Below are 23,483 nucleotides of genomic sequence, written 5' to 3'. Positions count from 1 at the left end.
CCATGAAAATCATCATCAAGGCGCTTCTCGCGCCGTGCATGTCCGTGGCCGCCGCATTCCTGCTGGCGGCCTGCGGCCCCTCGACCCTGGACTTCCGCAACGCCGAGGTCGTCAACGGCAAGATCTTCCGGGCTGGTGCCGACAAGCCGTACTCTGGCAATCTCACCAACGCACCCGCACGTGCGGTGATCGTCGGCCGCAAGGACTATGCGGCGTACCACCAGATCCTCTCCAATGTTTACTCTTCGCTGGGCATCCAGGCGGACATCTACACCGCCGTCGCTGCCTGCGACGTCCATGTCGATCAAGGTATCCTGGAGGGCAAGGCAGTCTGCCGCGCCACTGCGGACCAACTGCTGTCCGACGAGATGAGCTTCGACAAGGGAGCGCTGGATGGACGCATCAAGACCTACTTTCCTCGCAATGGCGGCAAGCTCGCAGCAGAAGCGCAGTTCGACAACGGCGTCCTGGATGGCGACATGACGATGTTCGGGCCTGAGTCGGGGCGCAAGATCCTGCAGATGAGTTTCAAGCAGGGGAAGGTGCACGGCAAACAGGAAATCGCCGACGACGAGACCGGCAAGCTGGTTTCCCGCGCCACTTACTCCAAGGGCTTGGTCGACGGCGCGCTCGTCCGCTATTCACGCGGAACCGACCGGCTGGAGTATCGCGTCAGGATGGTCGACGGGATCAAGGACGGCATCGAGGAAAACTACGACGTCTTCTCCGGCAAGCTCAGGGATCGCCGCGGATGGAAGATGGGCAAGCCCCATGGTGACGTCGTGGTCGCCATGCTGGACAGCGACAGGAACACAACGGATGAACTCCAGGTCGTGGCCAGGTACGACAACGGCGTGCAGGTGCCGTTGGCGCCGACAGCGAAGTCGGCAGCGACGGCGGTGCCACCGGGCACTGCCTCCAATGTGCAGGGCTGCGTGGATACGCAGATCGTCGCCTTCCGCGTCCAGCATGGTGAGGACGAGTTGATCACCGCCGATCAGCTCGGTGAATGGGAGACCGAGTGCCGCAGCGGCAAACGGCCAGGCTGATGCCTCCGTTTTGATCTTCCAATCCTTCTCAAGCCGCCTTCGGGCGGCTTTTTCATTTCTGCATCCCATCTCGCCCGGCCGCGCCTGGCCCTACCCGGCCGGTTGGCCGGGCGCTATGCCGTCTGCTCATTGGCGCAGCGCGGCCCGATGCCTTCCCAGACACCCAATTGCCCGACCCCCATCGGGCCAAGACTTGGAGACCCCATGGAACTCATTACCCCCGAGTTGCGCCGGCTGCTGCTCGCCAACGGCGAAGCCTCGCGCGATAACCCTCGCTTCGATCCACCTCCCGTGGTCAAGTGGTTCAACCCCTGCGGGGCCGCGACCTGGCTCATCACCGAGCTGGACCCCGATGACGAAGACTTGGCCTACGGCCTGGGCGACCTCGGCATGGGCATGCCTGAGACGGGCCATGTGTCCGTGCAAGAGCTGATGTCGATCCGACTGATGGGCGGTGCCCTCGGCATCGAGCGTGACCTGTATTGGAAGGCGAACAAGCCCTTGAGCGAATACGCACGCCTGGCACGGCTTGCTGGTCGCATCGTCGACTGACGCCTGTTCCTCCTTCGCTCCCCGAACTCAACAAAACCCCCTCAAAAAGCCTGGTCCGGCCTCGCCGTCGACCGGGCTTTTTTCCGCCTGGGCCCGCCCTGTCCAGCTCTTCTCTTCTTCTTTCTTCCACCTGCTTCAAAGGAGCACTTTCACCTTGTCTTACCTTCAATGTCCCAACTGCGGCTGCGACCGCATTGAAACCCGCGACATCGCCCAGCGAACCGGCGGCACGCTCGGCGGCCTGGCAGGTGCCGCCGGCGGCGTTGCCGGTGCGCTTCGCGGCGCGCGCGTCGGCTTCGCCGTCGGTATGGCCGCCGGTCCGGCTGGCGGAACGATCGGCACTGTCATCGGTGTGGTGCTCGGTGGCCTGGGCGGCGGCGCCCTGGGCACCGAGGTCGGCGCCATCTTCGGCCGCGTTGTCGATGACCGCGTCCTGAACAACTGCAGGTGCACCAACTGCGGCCACACCTTCAGTGGCCGACGGGGCGCGTCCGACGGACCGTGGTCGTCCCCGGACCCGGCGCCGACGTCGTCACCGTTCCGGCCAGCGGGGCCGTCCTCAGCCGAGGGCCCGTTCTACGACGACCCCGAAGACCCGGACCTGGACTGACGCAGCACTCGCGGTCCCGGTTCTTCTTTTCTTCCCCATTTCCTTCCTCATTCCCTTCCCATTCCCCATGGCACATCTCATCGAACAAATGGCCTTTGCAGGTGACACCCCTTGGCACCTGCTTGGCCACCGGCTCCCGCCCAAGCAACCGATCGACGTCTGGGCCCGCAGCGCCGGCATGGACTGGACCATCCGAGAAACCCCCGTGCGCTACATGACCGAAGGTCCGGAGACAGACCCGTCGCTCCAGACCCTGGAGTCCTTCCAGGACCACAAGGTCCTCTATCGCAGCGACACCCAGGCCCCCCTGTCCGTCGTGAGCAGCCGCTACCAGGTCGTGCAGCCCCGGGCGGTGCTCGAGTTCTACCGCGACCTTACAGAGATCGGCGGCTACGAGATGGAAACGGCGGGCGTGCTCAAGGCCGGACGCAAGTTCTGGGCACTGGCGCGCACCGGCAAGCAGGCAGTCCTCAAGGGTTCGGACATCGTAGATGGCTACCTGCTGCTCGCCACCTCGTGCGACGGCACCCTCGCCACCACCGTCACCCCGACCACCGTCCGGGTGGTCTGCAACAACACCCTGTCCATCGCGCTGGACGGCACGAGCAACGCGATTCGGGTGCCCCACAACACCCGCTTCGACGCCGACGCCATCAAGCAGAAGCTGGGGATTGCCGTCTCCCAGTGGGACCACTTCATGCACCGCATGAAGCAGCTGTCCGAACGCAAGGTCAAAGGCAAGGAAACGCTGGACTACTTCTTGGGCGTGCTGTGTGGACCGAACGCCCATGAGGCCATCCGCAAGCAGGGCAACACTGGACAGCCGGGCCTGCCGCATGACCGTGCCCTGAAGACAGTGCAAGCCCTTTACGAGGGCAGGGGACGAGGCGCCGAACTCGCCGCCGCCAAGGGCACGGCCTGGGGCTTGCTCAACGCGGTGACCGAGTTCGTTGACCACGAACGTCGGGCTCGCAGCCCTGAATACCGGCTCGACAGCGCCTGGTTCGGTCAAGGCGCTGCATTGAAGCAGCGGGCCCTGGACCGTGCGCTTCAGCTCACGTCCTGAAGCCCTCTCACAGGGGCGTTTTTACCCCCCGTCCCCCCAAAAAGAGGCCTCTCTCCTTCACAGGAGAGGGGCTTTTTGCTCGGTGGATATCAGAACCTCAAGGAGAAAAAACATGGTGAATACACGTGCGGGACGTCTGAGAACACCGCGTTCGACGGTGCGGCCTGTGCTCCAGTTGGTCGAGCCTCCGCCGACGTGGGAGCTCGGCTGTGATCATGGGCCTGGCCTGCATGAGGCCGGCCTCGGCAACCTCGACGCCGCCGCGGCCCTTGGCCAGGATCCCTTCAAGTCCCAGGTCCGTCTCTGGATGGAGAAGACCGGCCGGCGGGACCTGCTGCACCCCGTGCGACTGGATCACGACAGCAGCGCGTACTGGAGTCGGTTGCTCGAGCCGATCGTGGCGGCCCACTACACCCTCAGGACTGGGCGCCGGGTCCGGCGGATCAACGCCACGCTGCAGCACCCCGAGCACCCCTGGATGTCCGCCACCGTCGTTCGTGAAGTTGTCGCATCCTCCGAGGTCCAACTGCTCGAGTGTTTGTCGGTCGGCATGCAGATGGCCCCACTGTGGGCCCTGGGCGTCCCCGAGTACATCCGGCTTCGGGTTCTGCATCAACTCGCCGTCACGGGCGCGCAGGCCGCCGATGTGGTCGTGCTGCTGGGCGGCCAGGAGTTGCAGGTCTACCGCATCGAACGCCACGAGTTCGAGATCGCGCGGCTCATCCGGCAGGAGCGGGCGTTCTGGCGGCATGTGGAGCGCGACCAGGCGCCGCCCGCATCGGACGGCGACGGATGAGCACTGCGATCGCCCCGCGACGTCAGCGTGCCCGCCCGAACGGCCACCAGCGCCGGCGCCGCAGGGTTCTCGTCTCGAGCGGCCGCAGGTCCAGTGTGTCGTAGTTCGTAATCGGCGCACCGGCACGCCGACGCAGTTCCGTCTCGAGTTCGTGCGCGATACCGCGGGCGTGAAGGTCTCCCGCAAGGGCCTTCCTGCGCCACTCGGTCGCCATCGTGCTCAGCACCTCGTCGGGCAGCTCCTGCTGTGTCGTCATGCCGAGATTGTGCCGCCTCGATTCCAGAGTGGCAGCTGTGCGGGCAGGAGGGCACTGTGGCTCTTTCCTCTCTTTCCAGCTCTTTTCTTCTTCACCAGCCCGCCTTGCGCGGGCTTTTTGACGTTCAACCGATGCATCACCTTTTCTCGCACCCCATCTTCCTCCTCCAGGTCGTCTTCCCTCGGCCTCGCGATCTGAACGGCGCTGATTTCGCGCTGGTGCCTGCGTCCGATGCGGAGGCCTGACGTGGGCACCATCGTCTACCGCGCTACCAAGGACCAGGCCGTCCATGACGAACTGGCCAGCGTTGGCACCCGTGGCACGGTGCTGGCGCACCGCGTGATCGGCAACCGGTTGTGGTTCCTGGCCCAGACCCGCATCGGAGACAACGCCGGACGCAAGTGGATCGGCCTCACGCTGATCGACTGCCGGCATGGTGAGGCGGCCGTCAAGAGCATGGACGAGACCGCCGGACCTTGCTACTACGACTGCCCCCTCGCTTTCCTCGAGCAGGCGGACGCGCCCATGGGCAGGTATGCCGGCGCCTGGCGCGAGCAGGTGCGTGCCTTCCACGCGAACCGGATGGCCAGGCGGTCGGCGATCCGGCCAGGCCTGCGCGTCGCGTATGGCGACCACACCTATGTGCTGCGCCGCAGCCTCGGACGACGGGGCTGGGACGTCGCGCGCGAGAGCGACGGCCTCGTCTTCCGCCTCAAATCCCGACAACTTGGCTGCGCTACGGTGCTGCCATCTCTGGAATCCCGACCATGAACAACGATTGCCAGCGGCACGAGACGGTGCCGCCCTACACCCGCAACCTCGCGGCGACCGACCAGTTCAAGTGGTCGGCCGAGTTCGAGGTGCCCGCGATCGGCGCCGACATTCTGATTCGCATCAACAACATCGGCCACGCCAAGGTCGTGGGTTATGCGTCGCAGGATGGCTACCTCGGGGTGATGACCGTGCCCTACAGCCCGCCCGCTTGGTGGGTGCGACAGAACGGACCGGCCAGCCTCGACAGCGCGGCGCTGGCCTTCGGTGCCGAGATCTGTCCTGTCACATCGAAGGAGAAGATGCCATGAGTGGTCTATCCCTGGTGTTCAGGGCGGACATCGATGTCTTCGACGAAGCAGCCTTGCGCCGTGCGGCCTGCGCGCAAGCCTCCAAGGAAGGGCTCACTGAGGAGGGCTGGGCATCCCTGCGCCAAGGCATTGCGAGCGACCCGATCATGCTGCTCGATCCGGGCTCGATCCCCGGTGCCGGCTTCGAGATCCGGCACTCGGCGTGCGAAGCAGATGGCGGTGGCGCATGAAGCGATCACTACCTCCGACCAATGTCGAGTTCGTCACGGACCTGATGCAGTTCAGCGCCCACGGGGCGTTGATCCAGGTCTTTGTGCTGCAGGCGCTGGACGTGTACTCGCAGAGGGTCGCGGCCTCCACGCCCGAGGCCCTGGACACCGCGCTCGTGAGCGGCCATGCCTGGCATGGCTGCGCCCTTGAGGTGCGCGCGAAGCTGGCGCAAAGGCTAGGTGAGGAGAGCACAGGGTCGCCGGGATCGGCTTCCGAGGATTCCTCTGCGTCTTCCGCCAGCTGAAGCCAATCACTGGCGATCAGTCGATTGACCCGAGCGCCGCCCTGGCACTCGCGCCGGGCCATCCCTGGCTTTTTGGACCTTCGGTTCCTTTTTTGTTTCTGCGCGACCCCGAATCTTCCCGCGCCTGAAGGGCGGGGGAGGGCGTGCGTTCGTTTCTTTGCCGCGCTCGCGGTACTTCCCCCATATAGAGGAGCTGAACTTGGCCTCCATGCATTCGTGCGGTCGACCGCAGCGATCCGTCGCTGCGGCCATGTCGCCATCCATTTTCACGTACCACTTCATCCGGATCAGCCGCAATGCGAAGACCGGCCCGATTCCGGTCACCACGACCAGCGCGAACTCATGCCCACCGGGCTGCAGTTTCAAGCGCAACGGCTGCTATGCCGAAAGCGGGCCTTTGGCTTTGCACTGGCGGGCCGTCTCTGACGGAGAACGCGGCGGCAGCTTCGATGCGTTGCTTCAGGACATCTCCACGCTTCGGCGCCACGCGCTTTGGCGGCACAACCAGGCGGGGGATCTGACACCGTCTTCGCCGGGCGTGATCGACGCTAGGTTGCTCAACAGGCTGGCAATGGCCAATAGGGGGCGACGCGGCTTCACATACACCCACTATCCGGCGACACCCAAAAACGAGGAGGCGATCCTCAATGCGAACCGGCTTGGCTTCACGGTCAACCTCAGTGCCGAAGCGTTGGGCCAGGCCGACATGTATGCGGACCGCGGCATCGCGCCCGTTGTAGTCGTCTTGCCCAAGGACACCACCAAGCCAGTGCGCACGCCCGCAGGCCGTTCAGTCATCGTGTGCCCAGCTAGCCTGGGGAACACCGACTGCCTGAACTGCGGGATATGCCAGCAGCGTGAGCGTGTGGCCATCATGGGGTTTCCGGCCCATGGAGCAGGGGCAAAGCGCGTGGAGGCGATCTTCCTTAAGGGGGCGCTCTGGTAAAGCAAGTCGATGAGACACGAGCCTCAAGCGCGCAGTCTCAAGGTGCGGAGATCTTGTTCGACGAAGAATTCCTCAACCAGGTGGACCGTGCAATGCTTGCACGCAAGCAAGCTGATCCCTCTCGCTTGGAAGAAGTGCGGCGTGCTATGGAGATCGAGATTCAGTTCGCCAACTTGACAAACGCATATGGGATTGATCGGCGAAGCGGTCGTGGCCGCAAGGAAATCGGTTGAAAGAAAGTCTGAACACTTTTTCATGAATTCGTTTCGTGAAGAAGTGTCCAGGCGGTCACTCGCGATTTCTTTTTTTTTGGGCCGATCTCGTGTCGTCTTAGAGCGGAAGGGGCTCATGGCTCAGAAGGCGCTCGAAGTAACTATCTTGATCAAACTGTCGCCGGCGACAACAAGACGGCACAATGCGCCGATGCCCAATATTGCCTCGATCCTCAAAGCCGAAATTTCCCGTGTAGCTCGCAAAGAAGTGCGCGCCGAGATTGAAACGCTGAAGAACGCATCGGTTTCACATCGTTCGGCTATTGCCGAGCTACGCCGTCAAGTGAGTGCGCTAGAAAAGGAATTGCGCCGCGTCGCGAAGGGCGTGATACGTCCTGCCGCGGCTCCGGATTCGGGTGGTGATGCAGGCGAGGTGACGAAGCGCCGCTTCAGTGCTTCCAGGTTGGCGGCACATCGCACAAAGCTCGGTCTATCTGCTGCGAGCTATGGACAGCTGGTTGGTGTGTCTGGACAGACGATCTATTACTGGGAACAAGGCAAGGCGCGTCCGCGGGCCGCGCAACTTGAGAGTCTTGCGGCTGTGCGAGAGCTCCGTGCACGCGAAATTGCGGAGCGTCTCACCACTCAATAGCACTGCGCTTCTGTAACCGCGGCGACAGTGTTCAGAGTTGCGGGGCCCACACACTCCTCGTTAGGTCGCAAGCCAACATCTTTGCTAGCGCTGTCTTCAGTCCTGGAGCGCCTGCCCACGCACATGAACAGCCGCATCGACGAACTCTTGCCGCATCGCTTGCAACCGCTCATCATGACCGTCAAGCTGGGGCGCCCAGCCGCTTAAGGGTAACGCGCGTCCATAACTTGACCACCGCACTTGTCGCAGGCTTCCACTAAACGAATGGGGCTGGGTGGAGGTGGTTCCTGCATCGGTAGCGTCATCTGTGAGATTTCGCCTTAGCACGAAGGCAACAAGCGACAGGCGATGGTTACCGCTTAATGGTGTCGCAACAACGTCGCGAGCACTCGCAAGTAGGCGCGCCCGTCCGGCAGCACTCGAAGCCGAACTCGCGGATCGCCGACGAAGAGAAGGGGCGGCCATGGCGACAATCGCTCGAGATCAAACCAGAGTGGCCAACCACCCATCCACGACTGCCACGACGCAGAGCGCGGCGTTGCGGGCGCTGTCTCCCAGCCTAGATGAATTTCTCGATCTCCGACTCGAGCGTTCAATTCCCGAAGTGGGACTGCGGCGTCTTCCACTGAAGCCGGCCAACCTGATGCCTCAAGCGCAAATGACAACAACTGCCCGGCTATCGAGGACGCGCTCTCGACATTCTCCACCGAACTCTGCGCCCACCAAATCTTCGATACGAGATGGAATTCGACAAAATCGCCGGTCGTTCGGACCGACACTGTGCTGACACCCAGGTTGTTACGGTGCAGGCGTGCTGACACCATAAATGGCGCGCCCAATCCCTGATCTTGAGTTATCAATCGCGCAATGTCTTCGATGCTGGTCTCGCGGCTTACCGGTTCTGCAACTGGCGCAGGACTCCAATCGAAGTCCAACTCGAGGCTATTCAAGTTTTCGAGTGCTTCAGGAGCACCGACATCGAAACCTCGGGTTCGCATCGCATCGTACAGGTAAGAGCCCCAGAAGCCGCGTAGCACGCGAGCCTCGGGAATACGATCTCCGCTGAGCCACGATTCGATCGCGTCGACTAGAACACCAAGCGACGACCGCACGGCCAGGAGTTCGCGCGCGGCGAGCGCCTGAGACCACCGCTGGTACGCGCGAAGCCATGCCTCCGAACCGTCATCGGCGGCGCCTCCGAGGGACAGCATGCCGGGTGCATTCGGCATCTGAACCAGGACGAAATGACAGGTCATCGGCAAGCATGACCAGCAGTCGCGGCTGGCTTGCCGACAGGCCTTCGGTGTCCTGTACTTGGGATCGTCACGCAGGGTATTTACCCTCCCGTCCACGGCAACGACGGCGGTGGCAACACCTTTGCCGACTGGAAATGGCACGACGGTTCCATCCCGAATGATCAGCGAGTGGTGCTGCGGTGTGAATTGTTGACCCACGAATGCAAGCTGCGGCAGCGCTTGCTCGCGGCACGCACGAACGGAAGAGCACGGTTGTAACCAGGTCCAGTTCTTTGTTTTATCCCTGAGATTTACAAAATCGAATGCCTCGGTTGACTTCACTTCGAGCGCCGCTAGTCCAATGGCGTTCTTGATGATGAAGTCGGGTTGCGGGAAGAGTGAACCCTTTACCGCCTGCCCCTTTGCTGCGCGCCAGGACATGACTCGCACAATTTCTTGCCCGGGCACTCGGTTCACGAGGAACGTGAGGATTTCACCAATATCTCCGAGCCGTGACCCGCCCATCCCCCGGGCCTTGGTTCGGTAGTGTCCGTTGACATAACGCTCGGCGTCCTGAGAGAGTCCCTCCGCGTCGAGTTCAAGTTCATCGGCGATGATGTCCAGGGCGGGCGCATCCACTTGGACTTGGACGGTCGTCGTCACCTTGGAGAAGGCGTTGAGCCACCCTGTTTGGTCAGGCGTCTCTACGACCCCAAACAGCGGAACTTCAATCTGCTTGATTTCAAATGTTGGCACGGCCCCCTCCACAAATTACAAGATATCGTCCCGGCAAACACTACGATTTCGGCTGAACCCTGGGTGCGCCGAATGCCAGCAGATGCTACCGATTCATGCCCCATTAGGGGGCGCTATATTGGAGCTTCACACGAGATGTAAGAAGTACAGTACAGCGCGGAAAAGCCAACACCTAGGAAACGAGGGAGTATCGTGCCGCAATCCATTCCGACGATGACGTCGCGGGCGTTCGCGACGGCGCTTGCCCTGAGGCCGAACCTGGTGAGTTGGTTCTTGGGCGCTGGCGCCTCGGCCGCCTCGAACATCCCGACTGGCTACGCCATGATCCGGGACTTCAAAACCAAGATTTTCTGCGCCCATAACGACATCCCGCGCCGCGAAATCGACGCCGGCGACCAAGTTTGGGTCGATCGGATGAATGACTTCTTCCGGCGAACGTCCATGCTGCCGCCCGATGGCCATCCGAACGAATACGCGGCGGCCTTCGAGTTGGTCTACCCGCAGGAACGCCATCGCCGCCAGTACATCGAAGATGCGGTTAAGAACGGCGTCCCCTGCTTTGGCCACAAGGTGCTCTCCGCGTTGATGGCGGCCGGCAAGGTGGACTGCGTGTTCACCACAAACTTCGACACGCTGATCGAGGACACCGCGCTGTCCGCCAACGGATTGCTGCAGGTCGCGGATCAGAAGCGCCCCACCGTTGCAGCCATCGACTCGGGTGAGCGCGCCATGCTCTGCCTGAAGGAGTCGAGATGGCCACTGGTGGCCAAGCTCCACGGTGACTACCGTTCCATGCGGATCAAGAACACCGGGTCCGAACTGGAGAAGCAGGACGAAACCATGCGGCACGTCCTGGTTGAGGTGAGCCAGCGCTTTGGGATGGTGTTCATTGGCTATAGCGGCCGCGACGAGTCCGTCATGGAGGCGCTGACCTCGGTTTTGAAGGAGAAAACGCCGTTCCCGAACGGGCTGTATTGGGTCACCAGTTCGGTCTCAAAGCTGCTACCCGCAGTCACCGAGTTCTTGATCATCGCCCATCATGCCGGCGTGGATGTCGCGGTGGTCGAGTGCTCAACCTTTGACGAGGTGGCGGCGGACTTGATAAAGGAGATAGACCTTCCAGCGCCACTCTTCAACATGGTCACCCAAGGGCGACCTACGCCCCGCCTTGTGCCGGTGGAGCTTCCTTCGAACACGACCCGGCAGTACCCGATGCTTCGGTTCTCGGCGCTGCTCATCGAATCGATGCCGCGAGTGGCGCGCAGGGTGACATTGGCCCAGCCGCTAACGACGCCGGTGGCTCGTGGGCTTCTGAGGGAACAGCACTGCAAGGCGGTTGTCGCATCCTACGGCCGCGAACTGGCCGTGTTTGGCAGAGACGAGGAGGTAATGGCGGCTCTCGTATCGGTCGGAGGGCAGCTCGCCGGCACGGTGGACCTGAACCCGAAGCAGGACAGCTGGGCTCTGGGCCTACTGTATGACGCACTGACGAAGGCGTTGTCGCGGCACAGGCCGCTGATCCCACGGTACAAGCGCTCGGGTCATTCGCTTCTGGTTGCCGGGCCGAGGGAAGGCGAGGACCAGGACTGGGCTCGCAAACGCGCTCAGGACCTCGCGCGGCTTCGCGCTGCATACGAGGCCAACCTGACAGGCCAAGTGCAGAAGCTCGGCTTCCCGTTCCACGAGGGTGTCTACTTGAAGCTGGAACAGATCGAGGACCGCTGGTGGTGCGGTTTTGAGCCGTACACCTTCGTGGACGTGCCGCGAGAACAACTGGACCAGGCGCCTACCGGGGAGGTAGCGAGTGTTCAGGAGGCCCTGGGGGTGCAGTATGGGCGCCGTGGAGGCGATCCGGCAGGTGACTGGCGCCGGGAGCACTGGGCGACCAAGTACAACAAGCATTGGGCCGCCATCATCGACGCCTGGGCCGCGATGCTGACCTCGACCAGAGACGGCACGTTGCGCGCATTTGGAATAGATGACCAGGCGGGCGTCGACGCCTCGTTCACGATTTCCACGCAGACCGGGTGGAGCCGACCTGGCCATCACCACACCTACTTCGAAAGGACCAAGTGATGGCGTCGTCAAAACTGCCTCCTTTCGAACTGCTCGAGGAGCCGCTGCTGGCATTCTCGCCTTCAGACCCTAAGCAGACGTCGATGCATCCGCTGCGCGGCCTGCTGTCTCATGGCCCGTTTTCGAAAGGGTCCTTCGGCGGCTACACGTCCTCCATCCGCATCGCTACGATCGGCCCAATTAGCGCCTTCAAGCGCCGCGGCGTTCTGATGGCCTCGCTGCGCGACCAGCACCGGCCCCAGGACAAATCCGAATATGTGCCGCTGTATCCGGGCTTCGAGGCCTTGTATCGCGTGAAGCTCGAATCGGCAGTTGCGGCGGCGCATGTGCGGTGGCCAGACCGCGTGAATGACCTTCCCGGGGACGGCGACATCCACCAGCGTCTGTTCTATGCAATGGAGGGGGCTTTGCGGCGCCTGGACACCATGCGCGGTGAGTTCGACGTGGTGCTGGTGCATTTCCCCGATGCGTGGGGGCCCGCGACTCGCAGCAAGCACTTCGACGCCCATGACACCTTGAAGGCGCTCGGGGCCAAGTACAACATTCCGACGCAGGTATTGAACGACCGCGTGTTCACGTTCGGTCATGCTGCGTCGCTCGCTTGGCGGCTCTCGACAGCGCTCTACGTGAAGGCCGCGGGAACACCCTGGAAGCTTGCCCCGCTGAAGGGCGTGCCCGATGGCACGGCTTACATCGGCCTCGCATACGCGCTGCGCGGTGATGCCCGAAACGCCCACTATGTGACGTGCTGTTCGCAGGTGTTCGATATGGACGGCGGCGGTATGCAATTCGTGGCGTTCGAAGCCCGTGATCCAGTCGAAGATGTCGCAGAGGCGAAGCATAACCCGTTCCTTAGCCGTGACGACATGCGCGCGGTCCTGGCTCGAAGCCTGGAGCTCTATCAAAGTCGAAATGGCGGTGTGCTGCCAAAGCGCCTAGTGATCCACAAGACCACGGCGTTCAAGCAGGAGGAAATCGACGGCGCGTTCGATGCGCTGAGCGGTGTGCCCGAGATTGAATGCATCGAGGTGGGCGCGGCGACGTGCTGGCGGGGCGTCTGGCTCATTGAGTCTGGGCGCGAGAACCCGCCCTACAAGGCTGCGATGTACCCGGTTCCTCGGGGCACCATCGTGATCCGTTCGGGCAACTCAGTCCTGGTGTGGGTGGCTGGCAATGCACCGGGGGCTTCGACGAAGGGTGACTACTACCAGGGTGGCAAGAGCATTCCGAAGCCACTGCAGCTCATCCGGCATGCGGGCCAGGGGGCGCTGGAGCTCATCGCCCATGAGGCGCTGGCGCTGACCAAGATGGACTGGAACAACGACGCGCTGTACGACCCGGTGCCCGTCAGCATCAGGTACTCGCAGCGTCTCGCTCGCACCATCGCGAACGTGCCGGACCTACCGAAAAGCGTCTATCCGTACCGGTTGTTCATGTAGCCGTCAAAGGGCTAGCGACCGGTGACACTACGCGAGGGATCCCCTCTGGATTCTTCCGAGAGGGTGGCTGAACGATATGCACCTGCGCTGTGTATCCGGCAACCGCCGGATACATGATCGATCCGTAAGCGACTCGGCAAGTCATGGTTGACAGACGCAAGGTCACACCAACCGTGGCATGCTTCAGCGCACGGCCGCGTTCGGTCACAACAGAACCTTCTCCCATTGCCTCTGGAACGAACATGTCATTTGGCGAATCTGCAGCGATCTACAACACAACCCGCCAGTCGTATGCAAACGAAGTCATCGACAGGGTCACCGACATTTTTGGCGTGACGCAAAGTCACTCGATCCTCGACATCGGATGTGGAACGGGCATCGCTACTAGGCAACTGGCTGCGCGCGGCTTTCAAATAGTCGGCACTGACGTGGACGCAGACATGATTGAAGAGGCGCGCTCCGTCGGCCAGGCAGGCACTTACCAGGTCGCAGACGCCAGCCATCTCGATTTCCCCGATGCGGAATTTGACGGAGCCACAGCTTTTGGCGCGTTTCATTGGTTTTCGGATGAAGCCTCTGTGCGGAGCATCCAGCGAGTGCTGCGAGGAGGCGCAGCATTTGTCGTCGTCAACAAGAACGACGCCGGAGATTTTCGTGAATCCATCGTCGAGATCGTCAGCCGCCACGTCGCACTCGGTAGCGCCCGCCCGAAGCTCAACTATCAACCCGCGAAGACTCTGGATGCGTTCGGTTTCGATGCAGTCGAGGAGGTCGTCATCCCGATGATCGAGCATCTTTCGCCAACGCAGACCATCGCGCATGTCCGGTCCATGCGCTTGTGGGAAGAAGTACCGCTATCGCTCCACGACATGATCGAGGCCGAGTTGCGTTCATACGTCACCGACCGACTCGACGCGCTCGGGACCTTTCAACGCCCGCTCACTGTCGCAATAGTGTGGGGGCGCAAGCAATAGGGCGCGCATCCGCAAATCACCGAGCTGGTGCCCAGAGATGCGGCAGCAACTCATCAATGCGACTGTTGAGGTGGGTCGGTAATCGCGTGAGCACGTCTTTCAGATAGGCGTAGGGGTCGTGGCCATTGAGTTTGGCCGACTGGATCAGGCTCGTGATCGCGGCCGCGCGCTGGCCGGCCAGCAGCGTGCCGGCGAACAACCAATTTTTTCTGCCAGTAGCCCAGGTTCTGATTTGCTGCTCGTCGTGATTGTTGTCGATGGGCAGCGCCGGATCGTCGAGGTAGCGCATCAATGCCGTCCAACGCTTCAGGCTGTAGTCGATGGCCTTGGCGGTGGCGCCGCCGTCCACGACCTTGCTGCGCTGGGCGATGAGCCGGGCGTGCAGTGTCAGCGTGATCGGCCGTGCACGCTGCTGGCGCACTTGGAGACGCTGCTCGGGTGTCATGTCTCGCGCGTCGCGCTCGATGCCGTACAACTGACCGATGAACTCCACCGCCGTGGCGGCGATGGTGCTCTTGTCGGTCTTCACAAGCTCGAAGAAGTACCGGCGCGCATGCGCCATGCAACCCGCTTCGATGATCCCGCGTTCCCACAGCGCCTTGTACCCACCGTAGTCGTCGCACACCAGGCTGCCCTTCCAGTCCCCAAGGAAGGTCCTCGCATGCTCGCCCGCACGGCTGATCGTGAAGTCGTAGACCACCGCCCGCAAAGGCTCGAAGGCCCCCGCTGCATAAGCCCAGAGGTAGGCGCGATGCGTCTTGCCCTTGCCCGGCGCCAGCATCGCCACCGGCGTCTCGTCGGCATGTACGACGGCGCAGGCCAGGACGTGGCGCTTCAATGCATCCACCAGCGGCTGCAGCCGCACGCCGCACACGCCCACCCAGGCCGCCAGCGTCGAGCGCGGGATGGCAAGACCGGCACGACCGAAGATCGCTTCCTGCCTGTACAGCGGCAGGTGGTCCGAGTGCTTGGCCACCAGCACATGGGCCAGCAGGCCGGCCGTGGGGATGCCCTTGTCGATGATCTCGGCGGGAACCGGCGCCTGCGTCAGCGTGCGGCACTCGCGGCATGCCCACTTGCCACGCACATGGTTCTGCACGGTGAACACACCAGGTGTGTAGTCCAGTTTCTGGCTGACGTCCTCGCCCACACGCTGCAGCGTGCAGCCACAGGCGCATGTCGTGGAATCGGGCTCGTGGCCGATCTGGATGTGCGGCAGGTGCTGCGGCAACGCCGCGCGCTCGGGCTTGGTTTTTTTCTTATCGTCGCCCGTCGGCGGCGTCTTCAGCTCTTCGAGCTCGGCCTCCAGTGCCGCGATGTCGGCATCCACCGACTCCTCGAACAATGCCTTCTGCTGGGCGTTGAGCTGCTCGCTCCTGGCGCCGAACTTCATGCGCCGCAGGTGCGCGATCTCATAGGCCAGCTTCTCCAGCTTGGCATCGCGCCAGTCGATCTCGTGGTTGTGGTGCTCGATGCGCGCGAGCAGTTGGGCGGCCAGCGCACGAAGCTCGCTCTCGCCCAGGCCCGCCAGTTGTTCGGGAGCGATCTGCGGGGCGTCGAGCATGGCCGCCAGTGTCGCTCGAGACGGCGCGCCGACCATCAGCGCATTCACGGATTGCCTGTGACATGCACAGGAGAGCGGGTCTAAACGACGCGGATGACGCCCGCGTCCCTCAGGCGTTGCCACGGCAAGCCGACGACCAGTGCGGCCAACTGCTCGCTGCTCAGCGCCGCGTGCGCTGAAGCAGTGCTCGGCCAAGCGAAGCGGCCTTGGTGCAGGCGTCTCGCGCACAGCCAGATGCCGATGCCGTCGTGCACGAGCACCTTCATCCGGTTGGCCCTCGCGTTGGCAAACAGATAGGCGTGGTGTGCACGGGCCTCGCCGAACACCTTCACCACGCGCGCCAGCGCGGTGTCGGTGCCGCAGCGCATGTCCAGCGGCACCGTGGCCAGCCACACCGCCTCGATGCGGACCATCGGTGCGCTCACTTGAGCCATTCCCGCTGCCACGCACCGCACTCGACTGCGCCGGCCAGCGGCCAGATGATTGTGGCGCTCGCCACACCGCGGCGCAGTTCGACACGGATCTCCGGCGGCGAGCAACGCACCGGCGCCGCCGACGCCTGCTCGGACAGCGCCGCCGCCGGCAACGCCAGCGCCATGAACTCCCCAACCGCCCCAAGCGCTGCGGGTGCCTGCGCACCAGCCTGGTTGCGGCGCCACCGGTGCACGAGATTGGCGTTCAAGCCATGTGCCTGTGCAATCGCCGCCACCGACGCGCCGGGCACCTCGCATTCGGCAAGGACTGCGGTCTTCAATTCCGCGCTGTGGCGTCGCCGGGGCAAGTTTCTGAAATTCATCAAGCGTCCATCTGAGTTAGATGGACGCCATCCTTGCCATCGCGCGTCTAACTATCAACGTGACTTCGCTGGCCCCTTACATCGATCCTATTTGCGCAGCTGCTTGAAAGCAGCCCCAACATGTCGCGACCTTGCGTTGCTGCACCCGGGATCGCAGCCCACATTCGTTGGCTTCCGCGAGCCTTTAGGCTTGCGCCGTGGACTGAGATCGGCCGATCTGCCTACTTTTCGGAGAGCGATCGCTTCTCGCCTCGTGCTTCGGAGGGGGCTGGAAGATGCGGCAGTGAGGTCAGCTGGATGTACGAAGTACGTCGAAATTGCCTGAGGCAAGCCCGCCCGGAGTACTGAAGCATTTGCCAAGCTTGGATGCGCCGCGGGCGCCCCCAGTCCGGGGGCGCGATGTGCGACAAGTCCGCGAGCCGGATCATCTCGCCACGATAGATGGCTTGCCCGATCAATTGTTCCAGATGCAGCGCGTCATATTGAGCTCGGGTTTGTGGCGACGTCTCCGTGATCATGCGCACGAATTGGCGCGAATGCCACTGGACGATGCATTCAGCATTGGAGAGCGTTTCAGCGTTGATAGCACCTGGAAGATCGTTGAACGTATGGATGATGCATGCGTAGCGGGCTACGCGCTCCGCAAGCTTGGCCGCGTAGCCTCCGAGGTGTTGAAGAGGCCCTCCTGGTGCAGACATCGAGACGGTGCGTTGACGCAGGTCGCGAAAATATGCGGCCCCATCCGTCGTAAAGGGGATTGCACGCCGTGGCTTGTTGCCCGAATTGCGGGTGCGGGTGCGGATGCGCTCCTCCAACAAGTGGATGGTGCGCGACTGATACGCCGGAACGGCGACATGCCTCATCGGTCTCGAGTATGGGGGATGACCGTTTGCAATGGTGGGCAGCAGGAACGCCCATTCCACCCGTGCAGAAAAACCTGTGTCCAGCGCTTCCTCGCCACGGCGCCTGAAGTACCGAAGCGTGGGCAACGGCTGCACGAAGCACAGAGCCGAAAGACGAGGGCCATAGATGGTGAAGGAGTGCTCGGCGGTTGCAGACCGGTTCGTGTCGCCATCCCACGTGGAATCCATGAAGTCGAAGTCTTTGCCTATTGCTCCATTGAGCATCTGGCCTGCGTCCATGGAGACGATGAACCCAGAGGGCCAGCCTGCAAGGCCACGTCGCAAGCCTGTTGGGGTCGGGGTTTGGTACAGCAGCTGGATCTGCGCCCGTGCCTTCGGCTCATTGCGCAGGTGCGCGACGATGGCTGCTTGCGCCTGCACGGTCGACTTCTCTTCGGCGAGGAGTCTCCGCACCTCGGAACGCTTGTGGGCCAATTCCTCCTTCCACACGAGTCGCGAAGCCTCGAGCTCGTGGAGATCCTGTGTTTGCTTCTCCAATTGCATCTGCACGTGCTCGTGAGGCTCCACGAACACTTTGGCTCCCGTGCTCTTGCCTTCACCCGATTGGAGGCAAACGAAGCAGAGCATGGCGATGGGCGACGGCGCAAGATCCGGGCGCTGAACATCAAAGTGATCCTGGACAGCCGCAGCAGCGGAAGCCATGGCAGCGATGGCTGGAATGGCTAGTGCAGTGTTGGTGTTTTGGCTGTGCTCGATGGCTGCGCTGGAGATCAGCGGGCCACTCGAAAGTACAGGGTAGGGGTCATCGGGGAGATACATCAATACATTCCTGGGCGACTACAAATAAACCAAGCCGCATACGCGATACGGGCCGCGTTTTCATGTGGCACCCCGTGGAATCTAGATGAAAGCACCTCCTCGTTCTAGTTGCGTCAGCTGAACTGAGGTGTGCTCATTCAGCACCTTCCCCAATTTCATGCAGAACTCCGAATCGAGTGGCGGATGGACGCTCAAGAAGGGGGGCCGAAGCAACGGCTGTATTGCATCCACCAAGCAGGAACCAGATCAACAAGCAGCTTCCAATTTTGGAATTCTTGATCGTCCGTGATCCGCACCCTCCGATTTTTTGGGGAGGCTGCTCAAAGCGCATCGATGGATTTAGTTGCATCCCTATTCTTCCAAAGTCGAATGTCTCAGAATTCCTTTAAACGCTGTTGATCAATCCAGGTGCGGCGGAGGTCGACTGGTTGCTAGATCAGTCGGCCGGTGACCAACTCAACGACGAGAGGAAGGAGAAGAGGCGCACGTCGGCCAGGAGAAATCTGATGCCAATGCCGATTGCGATCAAGTATCTGCGCAGGCCGAGATCCGGTATCTATGTTATTGCTCACAAAGAGAAAGAAAGAGAAAGTGGGGTCCTTCGACTTTCATTGGACAGTCGAAATCTGAACACGAACGAGGTGAATGAATGCTCTTCAAGAGCATGAATTCAGGATCATGAAGATTCAGGTCCATCAATCAGTGCTTTTGGAAATATCAGGAGAAACTAGCATGAAAGGCACTGACGTTAATCAGTGCAGCGACATGGCTAAAAAGGAGAGATGAAGTCGTCGGGAGACGAAAGAAATTGCACCCATCAAGGGCGAAGAACCCTCGAATCTGAAATCCCCGCACAAGGTGGGGCACGCCGCTACTCGCCATTTTCTTTTCTGCGAGGCGGCAATGTCAGTCCTTGAGGAGGACCTCAAGGACTGAAGCGATAGGAGAAAAAAGTGATTTCGAAAGGCTACGAGCGCAAGCTCTTCGATCGCCGTGCGCCCGAGCGCCATGCGTACATCTATGGACTGAACAAGAACGGCGGGCGCACCCAAACGCTCGTCCTGGGCAAAGAGCATGAATACGCCTCGGACGTCAAGCGCGCCGCGCAGGTGGCGTACGCTATCGCTCGCTCCGAGCGCGCGGTCTTCTGGCTGGAGAAGGAGCGCAGCGGGACATGCCAAGTAATCCGCGCGAGCCACGATGGCAAGCACTTGCTGCAGGCCCTGCAATTGCCCTTTGATGACATCCAGGCGACGCTGCCACAGCATCACATGAACCCGCTGTATGAACTCTTGCAGCGCTCTCGTGAGAAGCACATCCTGGACGCTATGGCGCTGAGCTTTTGGAACGCGCATACCGACGACGCGGCACATGTGTTGCTGGATTCATTGGAGGCGGTAGTCCGAGATATCCGCGAGGGCTGGGCGTCCGGAGGGGTACGCAAGGCATTGGACACCGCGCGGCGTCGCTCGGACAAGCGCTGGAAGTCGGTGAAGAAGGCAGAGGAAGAATCGTTCCAAGACTGCGCTGATCTCCTGACTATTCGCTTGGACCTGCACTTCCACTCGTCGTCGGACGGGTATCCCTACGCACCGGCCGTGTCGGAGGATGAGGCGTACGGCTATATCGTGAAGTTTGAGCGCTATCTGCGTGAGCGCCACCCCTTGGTGCGCTACATGCGCAACATGGAGTACGGGACCGAGTCCGGGTTTCACTTTCACATGCTGGTGTTCCTGAACGGAAGCCTCGCCCAGGACGGCGTGGGGATCGCCAAAACGATGGGCGAGCATTGGGAGTGGGTGATCACCGAAGGGAAGGGACGCTACTTCAACTGCAATGCGCACAAGTACGTGAAGCCCGTCTTGGGGCGTATCCACTATTCCAATCTAGTGGCGCGTCAGGCTCTGCTTGAATCGGCTGCCTCGTATCTGGCCAAGACGGACATCTGGATGCGCTACGACGCGTTGGGCAAGTCGTTCGTGATCAGCCGTCGCTACAAGCAGCCCTATCCAGGGGGGGCCAAGCGCAAGTTATGGCCGGAGGCCGAAGGCGGCGCTGCGTCCGCGTGAACAAGCGGTGGAGCTTAGGTTGCTTGCTGTGTTTCGGGGGCGCTACTTCCAGGGGGCTGTCGTTATGCGCCGAAGGCTGAGAGAGTTCGCCATTGCGCTGCAAGGCTGCGCGCTATGCGCAATCGTGCACTCTCGTAGACATCCGGCCACTGACGAAGGTTGGCGTGGAGGGGGAGCCTCACGAGCGTATCTATCGGGAGGCTTGGCTCAAGCGTCTAGCAAATCGTTCGTGGGCGTAGCGCCGACAAACTTCCAATGCGCGCGGATCATTCCGAATCAGTAGGTCAACCTTCTCGATCCAAGTCTCCTCGGATAAGGCTACATTGATTTTCCCCTTGTACTTGTGAGCGATTTCACTCAAGCGTTCACCGATACTCTGTGCCGCGTGGATCTTGTATTGCCACTTTTCAGGGGGAGCCATGGTCCGCAAGAATCGAATAGCTAAACGCAGGAGGCGGGGGGTGTCCTTATAGCCCTTGTCGCTGTTCTTTCCGCCTTTTTGACGTGCCTGTTTCGTTGCTTTTTCGATCTGCTCGTGCTCGGCCCTGAGCTCGTCGTGGAGCTGAAGACGCGCGATGGTACTGTCTACGAAAAGGTAAAGGACCATTGAGGCGGGGTACGACGCCAAGATATGCCAGGTGATTGCCTGCTCCAGTTCGCGGACCATTCCCTCGATCCGTTTCACCTTCGCTCTCTGCATTTCCTTAGGCAGCCGCAGCTTCACATGTTTCTCGAAGAAGCTCGGCTTTATGAGGCAAGACAGCTCGACCATTGAGCTCGTCCGACCAGCTTCTTGCAGTTGCTCGAGGGCGAAGCTGCGCATCTGATCGTAGCTGATCCGAGGTGAGACGGGGATCGCTTCGACGCCCCTGCGCATGGAGCGCGCAATGGTCTGTAATAAGTCGTGTGGACTGTCCTGATCGCTGCTCAAGCGCAATCCTCTAGATCAACGTCACGGCCAGTCGAAGGGACATTGGAAGAGATGGATTTATTCATATTCGTTTTCACTTCTGCATGCGTTCGGAGAGAGCTACCGCTTCGTCATTCGTCCTGGCGATGGCGTCCTGGAAACCGTCGAGCTAGGCTCATTGTGCTTTCTGAGGCTGTAATGTGATTTGTGCATCGAGCTTATTCTCTGCGAAGGCAATGGCATTTTTGCTCGCTCTGCATTGGGCTGGGAAACGTCTTGTCGAAGCAGCGGCTTTTGGGTCTTGTCTCTCCTTAGGTCAGCTGCGCTGCCAGCGACGGCACGACCGGTCGCTATTCATAGCACTGCCGATCTTTTCGGCCGAGGTTGTCACCAGGCCGAAGGTCGGCTTGATGGCGCTCACCGCATAGTGGCCCACCGAAGGCGGGTGCCTGCTTACGCTGCATAGCCGTCCTCCGTGTGCGCCCGCTTCAGACTGACTGCAGACGGTCAGCTTGAGCTGTCCACGGGCAACTCTTGAGAAGATCGGGTATTGCTAGCTTTCAGGACGTAGGTCCGCTGTACGTCCGGGACCGGTCTTTCCTTGACGACCGCATGTCCGATCGCCAGAACGACTGGCGGTTCTACGAGCCGTGGGCTCGCACAGCACGTTCATGCCAATCTAATCGTCGATCAAAAGACCTCTCTTTTCGAAATCTCTGAAGAGCGGTCCACGCGCCAAGCGCCGAACCTAAAAATGCTGCGATAAGTGCTGCCATTACGGTGGCCATTGGAGGGGGGAACGTGGCCATGATTGCTAGCCTCAAGAAATTTAGTCAAAAGCCGCATGTACACCCGCGTGGCGGCTCACCGAGAGCCCCGCCATGACGGTCGATGAACGATCTTCTGACCGACGGTCGCAGTAGTTTGGGGATTCTGGAGGGCGTCGGCACCGGCTGGTGCGGGGCTTGGCGCAAAGCCCCCCACATCGAGCCTCAGGCGACCGACAGCGCGTTGGCAAGAAGCCCGGCGATGAGCGGGCTGAGCGTTGCCGCGACGGCGGCGATGCGCCGAATCGGATCCATCTCGCCGACGGCCGGCGAGCGCTTGCTGGTGGCGCTGACCATTTCGAGCGGGCGCTCAATGATCAACCGCAAGCCGATCAACGCAGGCACATAGATCGCCGCCAGCAACGCGCTGAAAGCCAGTCCGCATGCCAGCGTGACGCCGCGCACGAGCTGGCGAAGGTCGTCGGCTACTTCGTTGCGTGCGTATTTTTCGGGCAGTGTCTTGCAGTTTTCAGGGCCTGCCGCCTGTGCGGCAGCGCCAAGCTCCTGCGGGAGAGGGGCGGACGGAAAGAACGGACTGGTCGCCGGGGGCGGAGCGAGGGTCTTGCAAAGCTCCACCCAGTTCTTCAGGTCGGCCGTCTTCGGAAGGCCCGCGAGCGGCGCCGACATGGCCGTCGACAGCTGCAACGTGCCGAACACGAGCGCCAGGGCGCCGACGTACAGGAGTTGGTCGAGCTCGATCAGTCGCTTGGCCAGCCATTGAAGTTGCTTCGTAGCCTGGGCGGGATTGTTCGGGCGCCTCGTCGGTTGCAGCAAAAAGCCCGCCCCGGCTGCAAGCGCGGCGGACACGGTGCACGCGAGCCCCAGCATGATGAATGGCACCGGTCCCGGGAGCAGGTAGGCGCCGATCCGGGTGGTGAAAGGCAGCAGGTCTCGCCACCACATCACCCCGAGGAGCGCGAGGGGCATCACCCAGAGCACCGCAGCCCATATGATGACTTTCCAGCGATATGAGGAGTCCTTGTGGCGGAAGGCTGCGACAGCCCAGACGACGCTGGCAATCGACAGCGCCATGGTGATCGCGGCCGTCACACCGCTGAATGCCAGCGCGGCGCGCCTCGCGCCGCTGTCCATGGCGTTACTCTGCGCCGCGTCCTTCAGCCAGTCGAGCGGCGGGAGCGTGCCGGACTCGGAGAAATAGCCGACCCCGCAGAGCATGATTAACATTAAAGCCCCGACGATGGCCTGCCAAACCACCGGCGCCATCGCACGAAAGTACGTGAAGCTGTCGTCGTAGTACTCGAAGGCCTCATCATCGGTGGGCCGGTCCACAGGCTCCTGGTGGATCCATCCCGGCAACCACTTCTGCAGTGAGCCGCGCCAACGTGCAAGCTTGGCGGAACCTTGTGCGGGGGTGTTCATGCCTTCTCTCCGGTTGCATCGATCAAGTCAGGATGAAATC

At 61.7% G+C, this 23,483-nt stretch carries 24 protein-coding genes; 16 read left to right on the top strand and 8 right to left on the bottom strand.

Annotation, left to right across the window (positions count from 1 at the left end):
- Window positions 1-2 precede the first annotated feature (2 nt).
- The 5 genes from ACTG4X_RS27020 to ACTG4X_RS27000 all read left to right on the top strand — a co-directional run bounded on the left by ACTG4X_RS27020 (window position 3) and on the right by ACTG4X_RS27000 (window position 4,073).
- Window positions 3-1,049 carry a toxin-antitoxin system YwqK family antitoxin gene (locus ACTG4X_RS27020; protein ID WP_440532371.1) on the top strand — a complete coding sequence of 349 codons (1,047 nt, stop codon included), beginning with the start codon at window positions 3-5 and terminating at the stop codon, window positions 1,047-1,049.
- 204 nt (window positions 1,050-1,253) lie between these two features.
- Window positions 1,254-1,601, top strand: a complete 348-nt coding sequence (locus ACTG4X_RS27015; protein ID WP_440532370.1) for a DUF2958 domain-containing protein — start codon at window positions 1,254-1,256, stop codon at window positions 1,599-1,601.
- A 154-nt stretch (window positions 1,602-1,755) separates the two neighbouring features.
- Entirely contained in the window at window positions 1,756-2,211 is a 456-nt protein-coding gene (locus ACTG4X_RS27010; RefSeq protein WP_440532369.1) for a hypothetical protein, read from the top strand.
- A 67-nt stretch (window positions 2,212-2,278) separates the two neighbouring features.
- On the top strand, window positions 2,279-3,277 hold the full coding sequence (locus ACTG4X_RS27005) for a DUF932 domain-containing protein (protein WP_440532368.1): 999 nt from the start codon (window positions 2,279-2,281) through the stop codon (window positions 3,275-3,277).
- Window positions 3,278-3,389: 112 nt separating this feature from the next.
- On the top strand, window positions 3,390-4,073 hold the full coding sequence (locus tag ACTG4X_RS27000) for a YqaJ viral recombinase family protein (protein ID WP_440532367.1): 684 nt from the start codon (window positions 3,390-3,392) through the stop codon (window positions 4,071-4,073).
- A 22-nt stretch (window positions 4,074-4,095) separates the two neighbouring features.
- Here ACTG4X_RS27000 and ACTG4X_RS26995 read toward each other — a convergent pair whose 3' ends face one another.
- Entirely contained in the window at window positions 4,096-4,329 is a 234-nt protein-coding gene (locus ACTG4X_RS26995) for a hypothetical protein (protein ID WP_440532366.1), read from the bottom strand.
- Window positions 4,330-4,575: 246 nt separating this feature from the next.
- Here ACTG4X_RS26995 and ACTG4X_RS26990 point away from each other — a divergent pair, with 246 nt between their 5' ends.
- The 7 genes from ACTG4X_RS26990 (at window position 4,576) to ACTG4X_RS26960 (ending at window position 7,735) form a co-directional block, all read left to right on the top strand.
- Window positions 4,576-5,100, top strand: coding sequence for a hypothetical protein (locus ACTG4X_RS26990; protein ID WP_440532365.1), 525 nt, complete (start codon window positions 4,576-4,578; stop codon window positions 5,098-5,100).
- A complete protein-coding gene (locus tag ACTG4X_RS26985; RefSeq protein ID WP_440532364.1) occupies window positions 5,097-5,411 on the top strand; it encodes a hypothetical protein in 315 nt (104 codons plus the stop codon). The genes ACTG4X_RS26990 and ACTG4X_RS26985 overlap by 4 nt, the downstream gene beginning before the upstream one ends.
- Entirely contained in the window at window positions 5,408-5,641 is a 234-nt protein-coding gene (locus ACTG4X_RS26980; RefSeq protein ID WP_440532363.1) for a hypothetical protein, read from the top strand. Before ACTG4X_RS26985 ends, ACTG4X_RS26980 begins: the two co-directional genes overlap by 4 nt.
- Entirely contained in the window at window positions 5,638-5,925 is a 288-nt protein-coding gene (locus ACTG4X_RS26975; RefSeq protein ID WP_440532362.1) for a hypothetical protein, read from the top strand. Before ACTG4X_RS26980 ends, ACTG4X_RS26975 begins: the two co-directional genes overlap by 4 nt.
- A 208-nt stretch (window positions 5,926-6,133) precedes the next feature.
- Window positions 6,134-6,871: a DUF7227 family protein gene (locus ACTG4X_RS26970; protein WP_440534430.1), complete on the top strand. Its 738-nt coding sequence runs from the start codon at window positions 6,134-6,136 to the stop codon at window positions 6,869-6,871.
- Between the two features lie 53 nt (window positions 6,872-6,924).
- Entirely contained in the window at window positions 6,925-7,104 is a 180-nt protein-coding gene (locus ACTG4X_RS26965; protein ID WP_440532361.1) for a hypothetical protein, read from the top strand.
- A gap of 190 nt (window positions 7,105-7,294) precedes the next feature.
- Window positions 7,295-7,735, top strand: coding sequence for a helix-turn-helix domain-containing protein (locus tag ACTG4X_RS26960; RefSeq protein WP_440534429.1), 441 nt, complete (start codon window positions 7,295-7,297; stop codon window positions 7,733-7,735).
- A 359-nt stretch (window positions 7,736-8,094) separates the two neighbouring features.
- Here the strand turns inward: ACTG4X_RS26960 and ACTG4X_RS26955 are convergent, their stop codons facing one another.
- Window positions 8,095-9,726 carry a hypothetical protein gene (locus ACTG4X_RS26955; RefSeq protein ID WP_440532360.1) on the bottom strand — a complete coding sequence of 544 codons (1,632 nt, stop codon included), beginning with the start codon at window positions 9,724-9,726 and terminating at the stop codon, window positions 8,095-8,097.
- Window positions 9,727-9,918: 192 nt separating this feature from the next.
- Here ACTG4X_RS26955 and ACTG4X_RS26950 point away from each other — a divergent pair, with 192 nt between their 5' ends.
- The 3 genes from ACTG4X_RS26950 (at window position 9,919) to ACTG4X_RS26940 (ending at window position 14,215) form a co-directional block, all read left to right on the top strand.
- A complete protein-coding gene (locus ACTG4X_RS26950) occupies window positions 9,919-11,802 on the top strand; it encodes an SIR2 family protein (RefSeq protein ID WP_440532359.1) in 1,884 nt (627 codons plus the stop codon).
- Window positions 11,802-13,241 carry an argonaute/piwi family protein gene (locus tag ACTG4X_RS26945; protein ID WP_440532358.1) on the top strand — a complete coding sequence of 480 codons (1,440 nt, stop codon included), beginning with the start codon at window positions 11,802-11,804 and terminating at the stop codon, window positions 13,239-13,241. Before ACTG4X_RS26950 ends, ACTG4X_RS26945 begins: the two co-directional genes overlap by 1 nt.
- 242 nt (window positions 13,242-13,483) lie before the next feature.
- The gene (locus ACTG4X_RS26940) at window positions 13,484-14,215 is read left to right on the top strand and encodes a class I SAM-dependent methyltransferase (RefSeq protein WP_440532357.1); all 732 of its coding nucleotides are present in this window, start codon (window positions 13,484-13,486) and stop codon (window positions 14,213-14,215) included.
- Window positions 14,216-14,231: 16 nt separating this feature from the next.
- Here the strand turns inward: ACTG4X_RS26940 and tnpC are convergent, their stop codons facing one another.
- The 4 genes from tnpC to ACTG4X_RS26920 all read right to left on the bottom strand — a co-directional run bounded on the left by tnpC (window position 14,232) and on the right by ACTG4X_RS26920 (window position 18,257).
- Window positions 14,232-15,779, bottom strand: coding sequence for an IS66 family transposase (tnpC, locus tag ACTG4X_RS26935; RefSeq protein WP_440532356.1), 1,548 nt, complete (start codon window positions 15,777-15,779; stop codon window positions 14,232-14,234).
- Window positions 15,780-15,859: 80 nt separating this feature from the next.
- Window positions 15,860-16,204 (bottom strand): IS66 family insertion sequence element accessory protein TnpB, encoded by a 345-nt coding sequence (gene tnpB, locus ACTG4X_RS26930; protein WP_440532355.1) that lies wholly within the window; start codon window positions 16,202-16,204, stop codon window positions 15,860-15,862.
- Window positions 16,201-16,533 carry a transposase gene (locus ACTG4X_RS26925; protein WP_440532354.1) on the bottom strand — a complete coding sequence of 111 codons (333 nt, stop codon included), beginning with the start codon at window positions 16,531-16,533 and terminating at the stop codon, window positions 16,201-16,203. Before ACTG4X_RS26925 ends, tnpB begins: the two co-directional genes overlap by 4 nt.
- A gap of 263 nt (window positions 16,534-16,796) precedes the next feature.
- Entirely contained in the window at window positions 16,797-18,257 is a 1,461-nt protein-coding gene (locus tag ACTG4X_RS26920; RefSeq protein ID WP_440532353.1) for a DUF3987 domain-containing protein, read from the bottom strand.
- Between the two features lie 953 nt (window positions 18,258-19,210).
- Between ACTG4X_RS26920 and ACTG4X_RS26915 the strand changes: the two genes are divergently transcribed.
- Window positions 19,211-20,326 (top strand): hypothetical protein, encoded by a 1,116-nt coding sequence (locus ACTG4X_RS26915; protein WP_440532352.1) that lies wholly within the window; start codon window positions 19,211-19,213, stop codon window positions 20,324-20,326.
- Window positions 20,327-20,516: 190 nt separating this feature from the next.
- Here ACTG4X_RS26915 and ACTG4X_RS26910 read toward each other — a convergent pair whose 3' ends face one another.
- Window positions 20,517-21,257 carry a hypothetical protein gene (locus ACTG4X_RS26910; RefSeq protein ID WP_440532351.1) on the bottom strand — a complete coding sequence of 247 codons (741 nt, stop codon included), beginning with the start codon at window positions 21,255-21,257 and terminating at the stop codon, window positions 20,517-20,519.
- A gap of 971 nt (window positions 21,258-22,228) precedes the next feature.
- A complete protein-coding gene (locus ACTG4X_RS26905; protein ID WP_440532350.1) occupies window positions 22,229-23,443 on the bottom strand; it encodes a hypothetical protein in 1,215 nt (404 codons plus the stop codon).
- Window positions 23,444-23,483: the final 40 nt, after the last annotated feature.

Source organism: Variovorax sp. YR566 (assembly GCF_051992195.1).
Taxonomy (GTDB): Bacteria; Pseudomonadota; Gammaproteobacteria; order Burkholderiales; family Burkholderiaceae_C; genus Variovorax.
The sequence above is the reverse complement of the archived record's forward strand: the minus strand, read 5'-3'. Positions and strand labels throughout refer to the sequence as shown.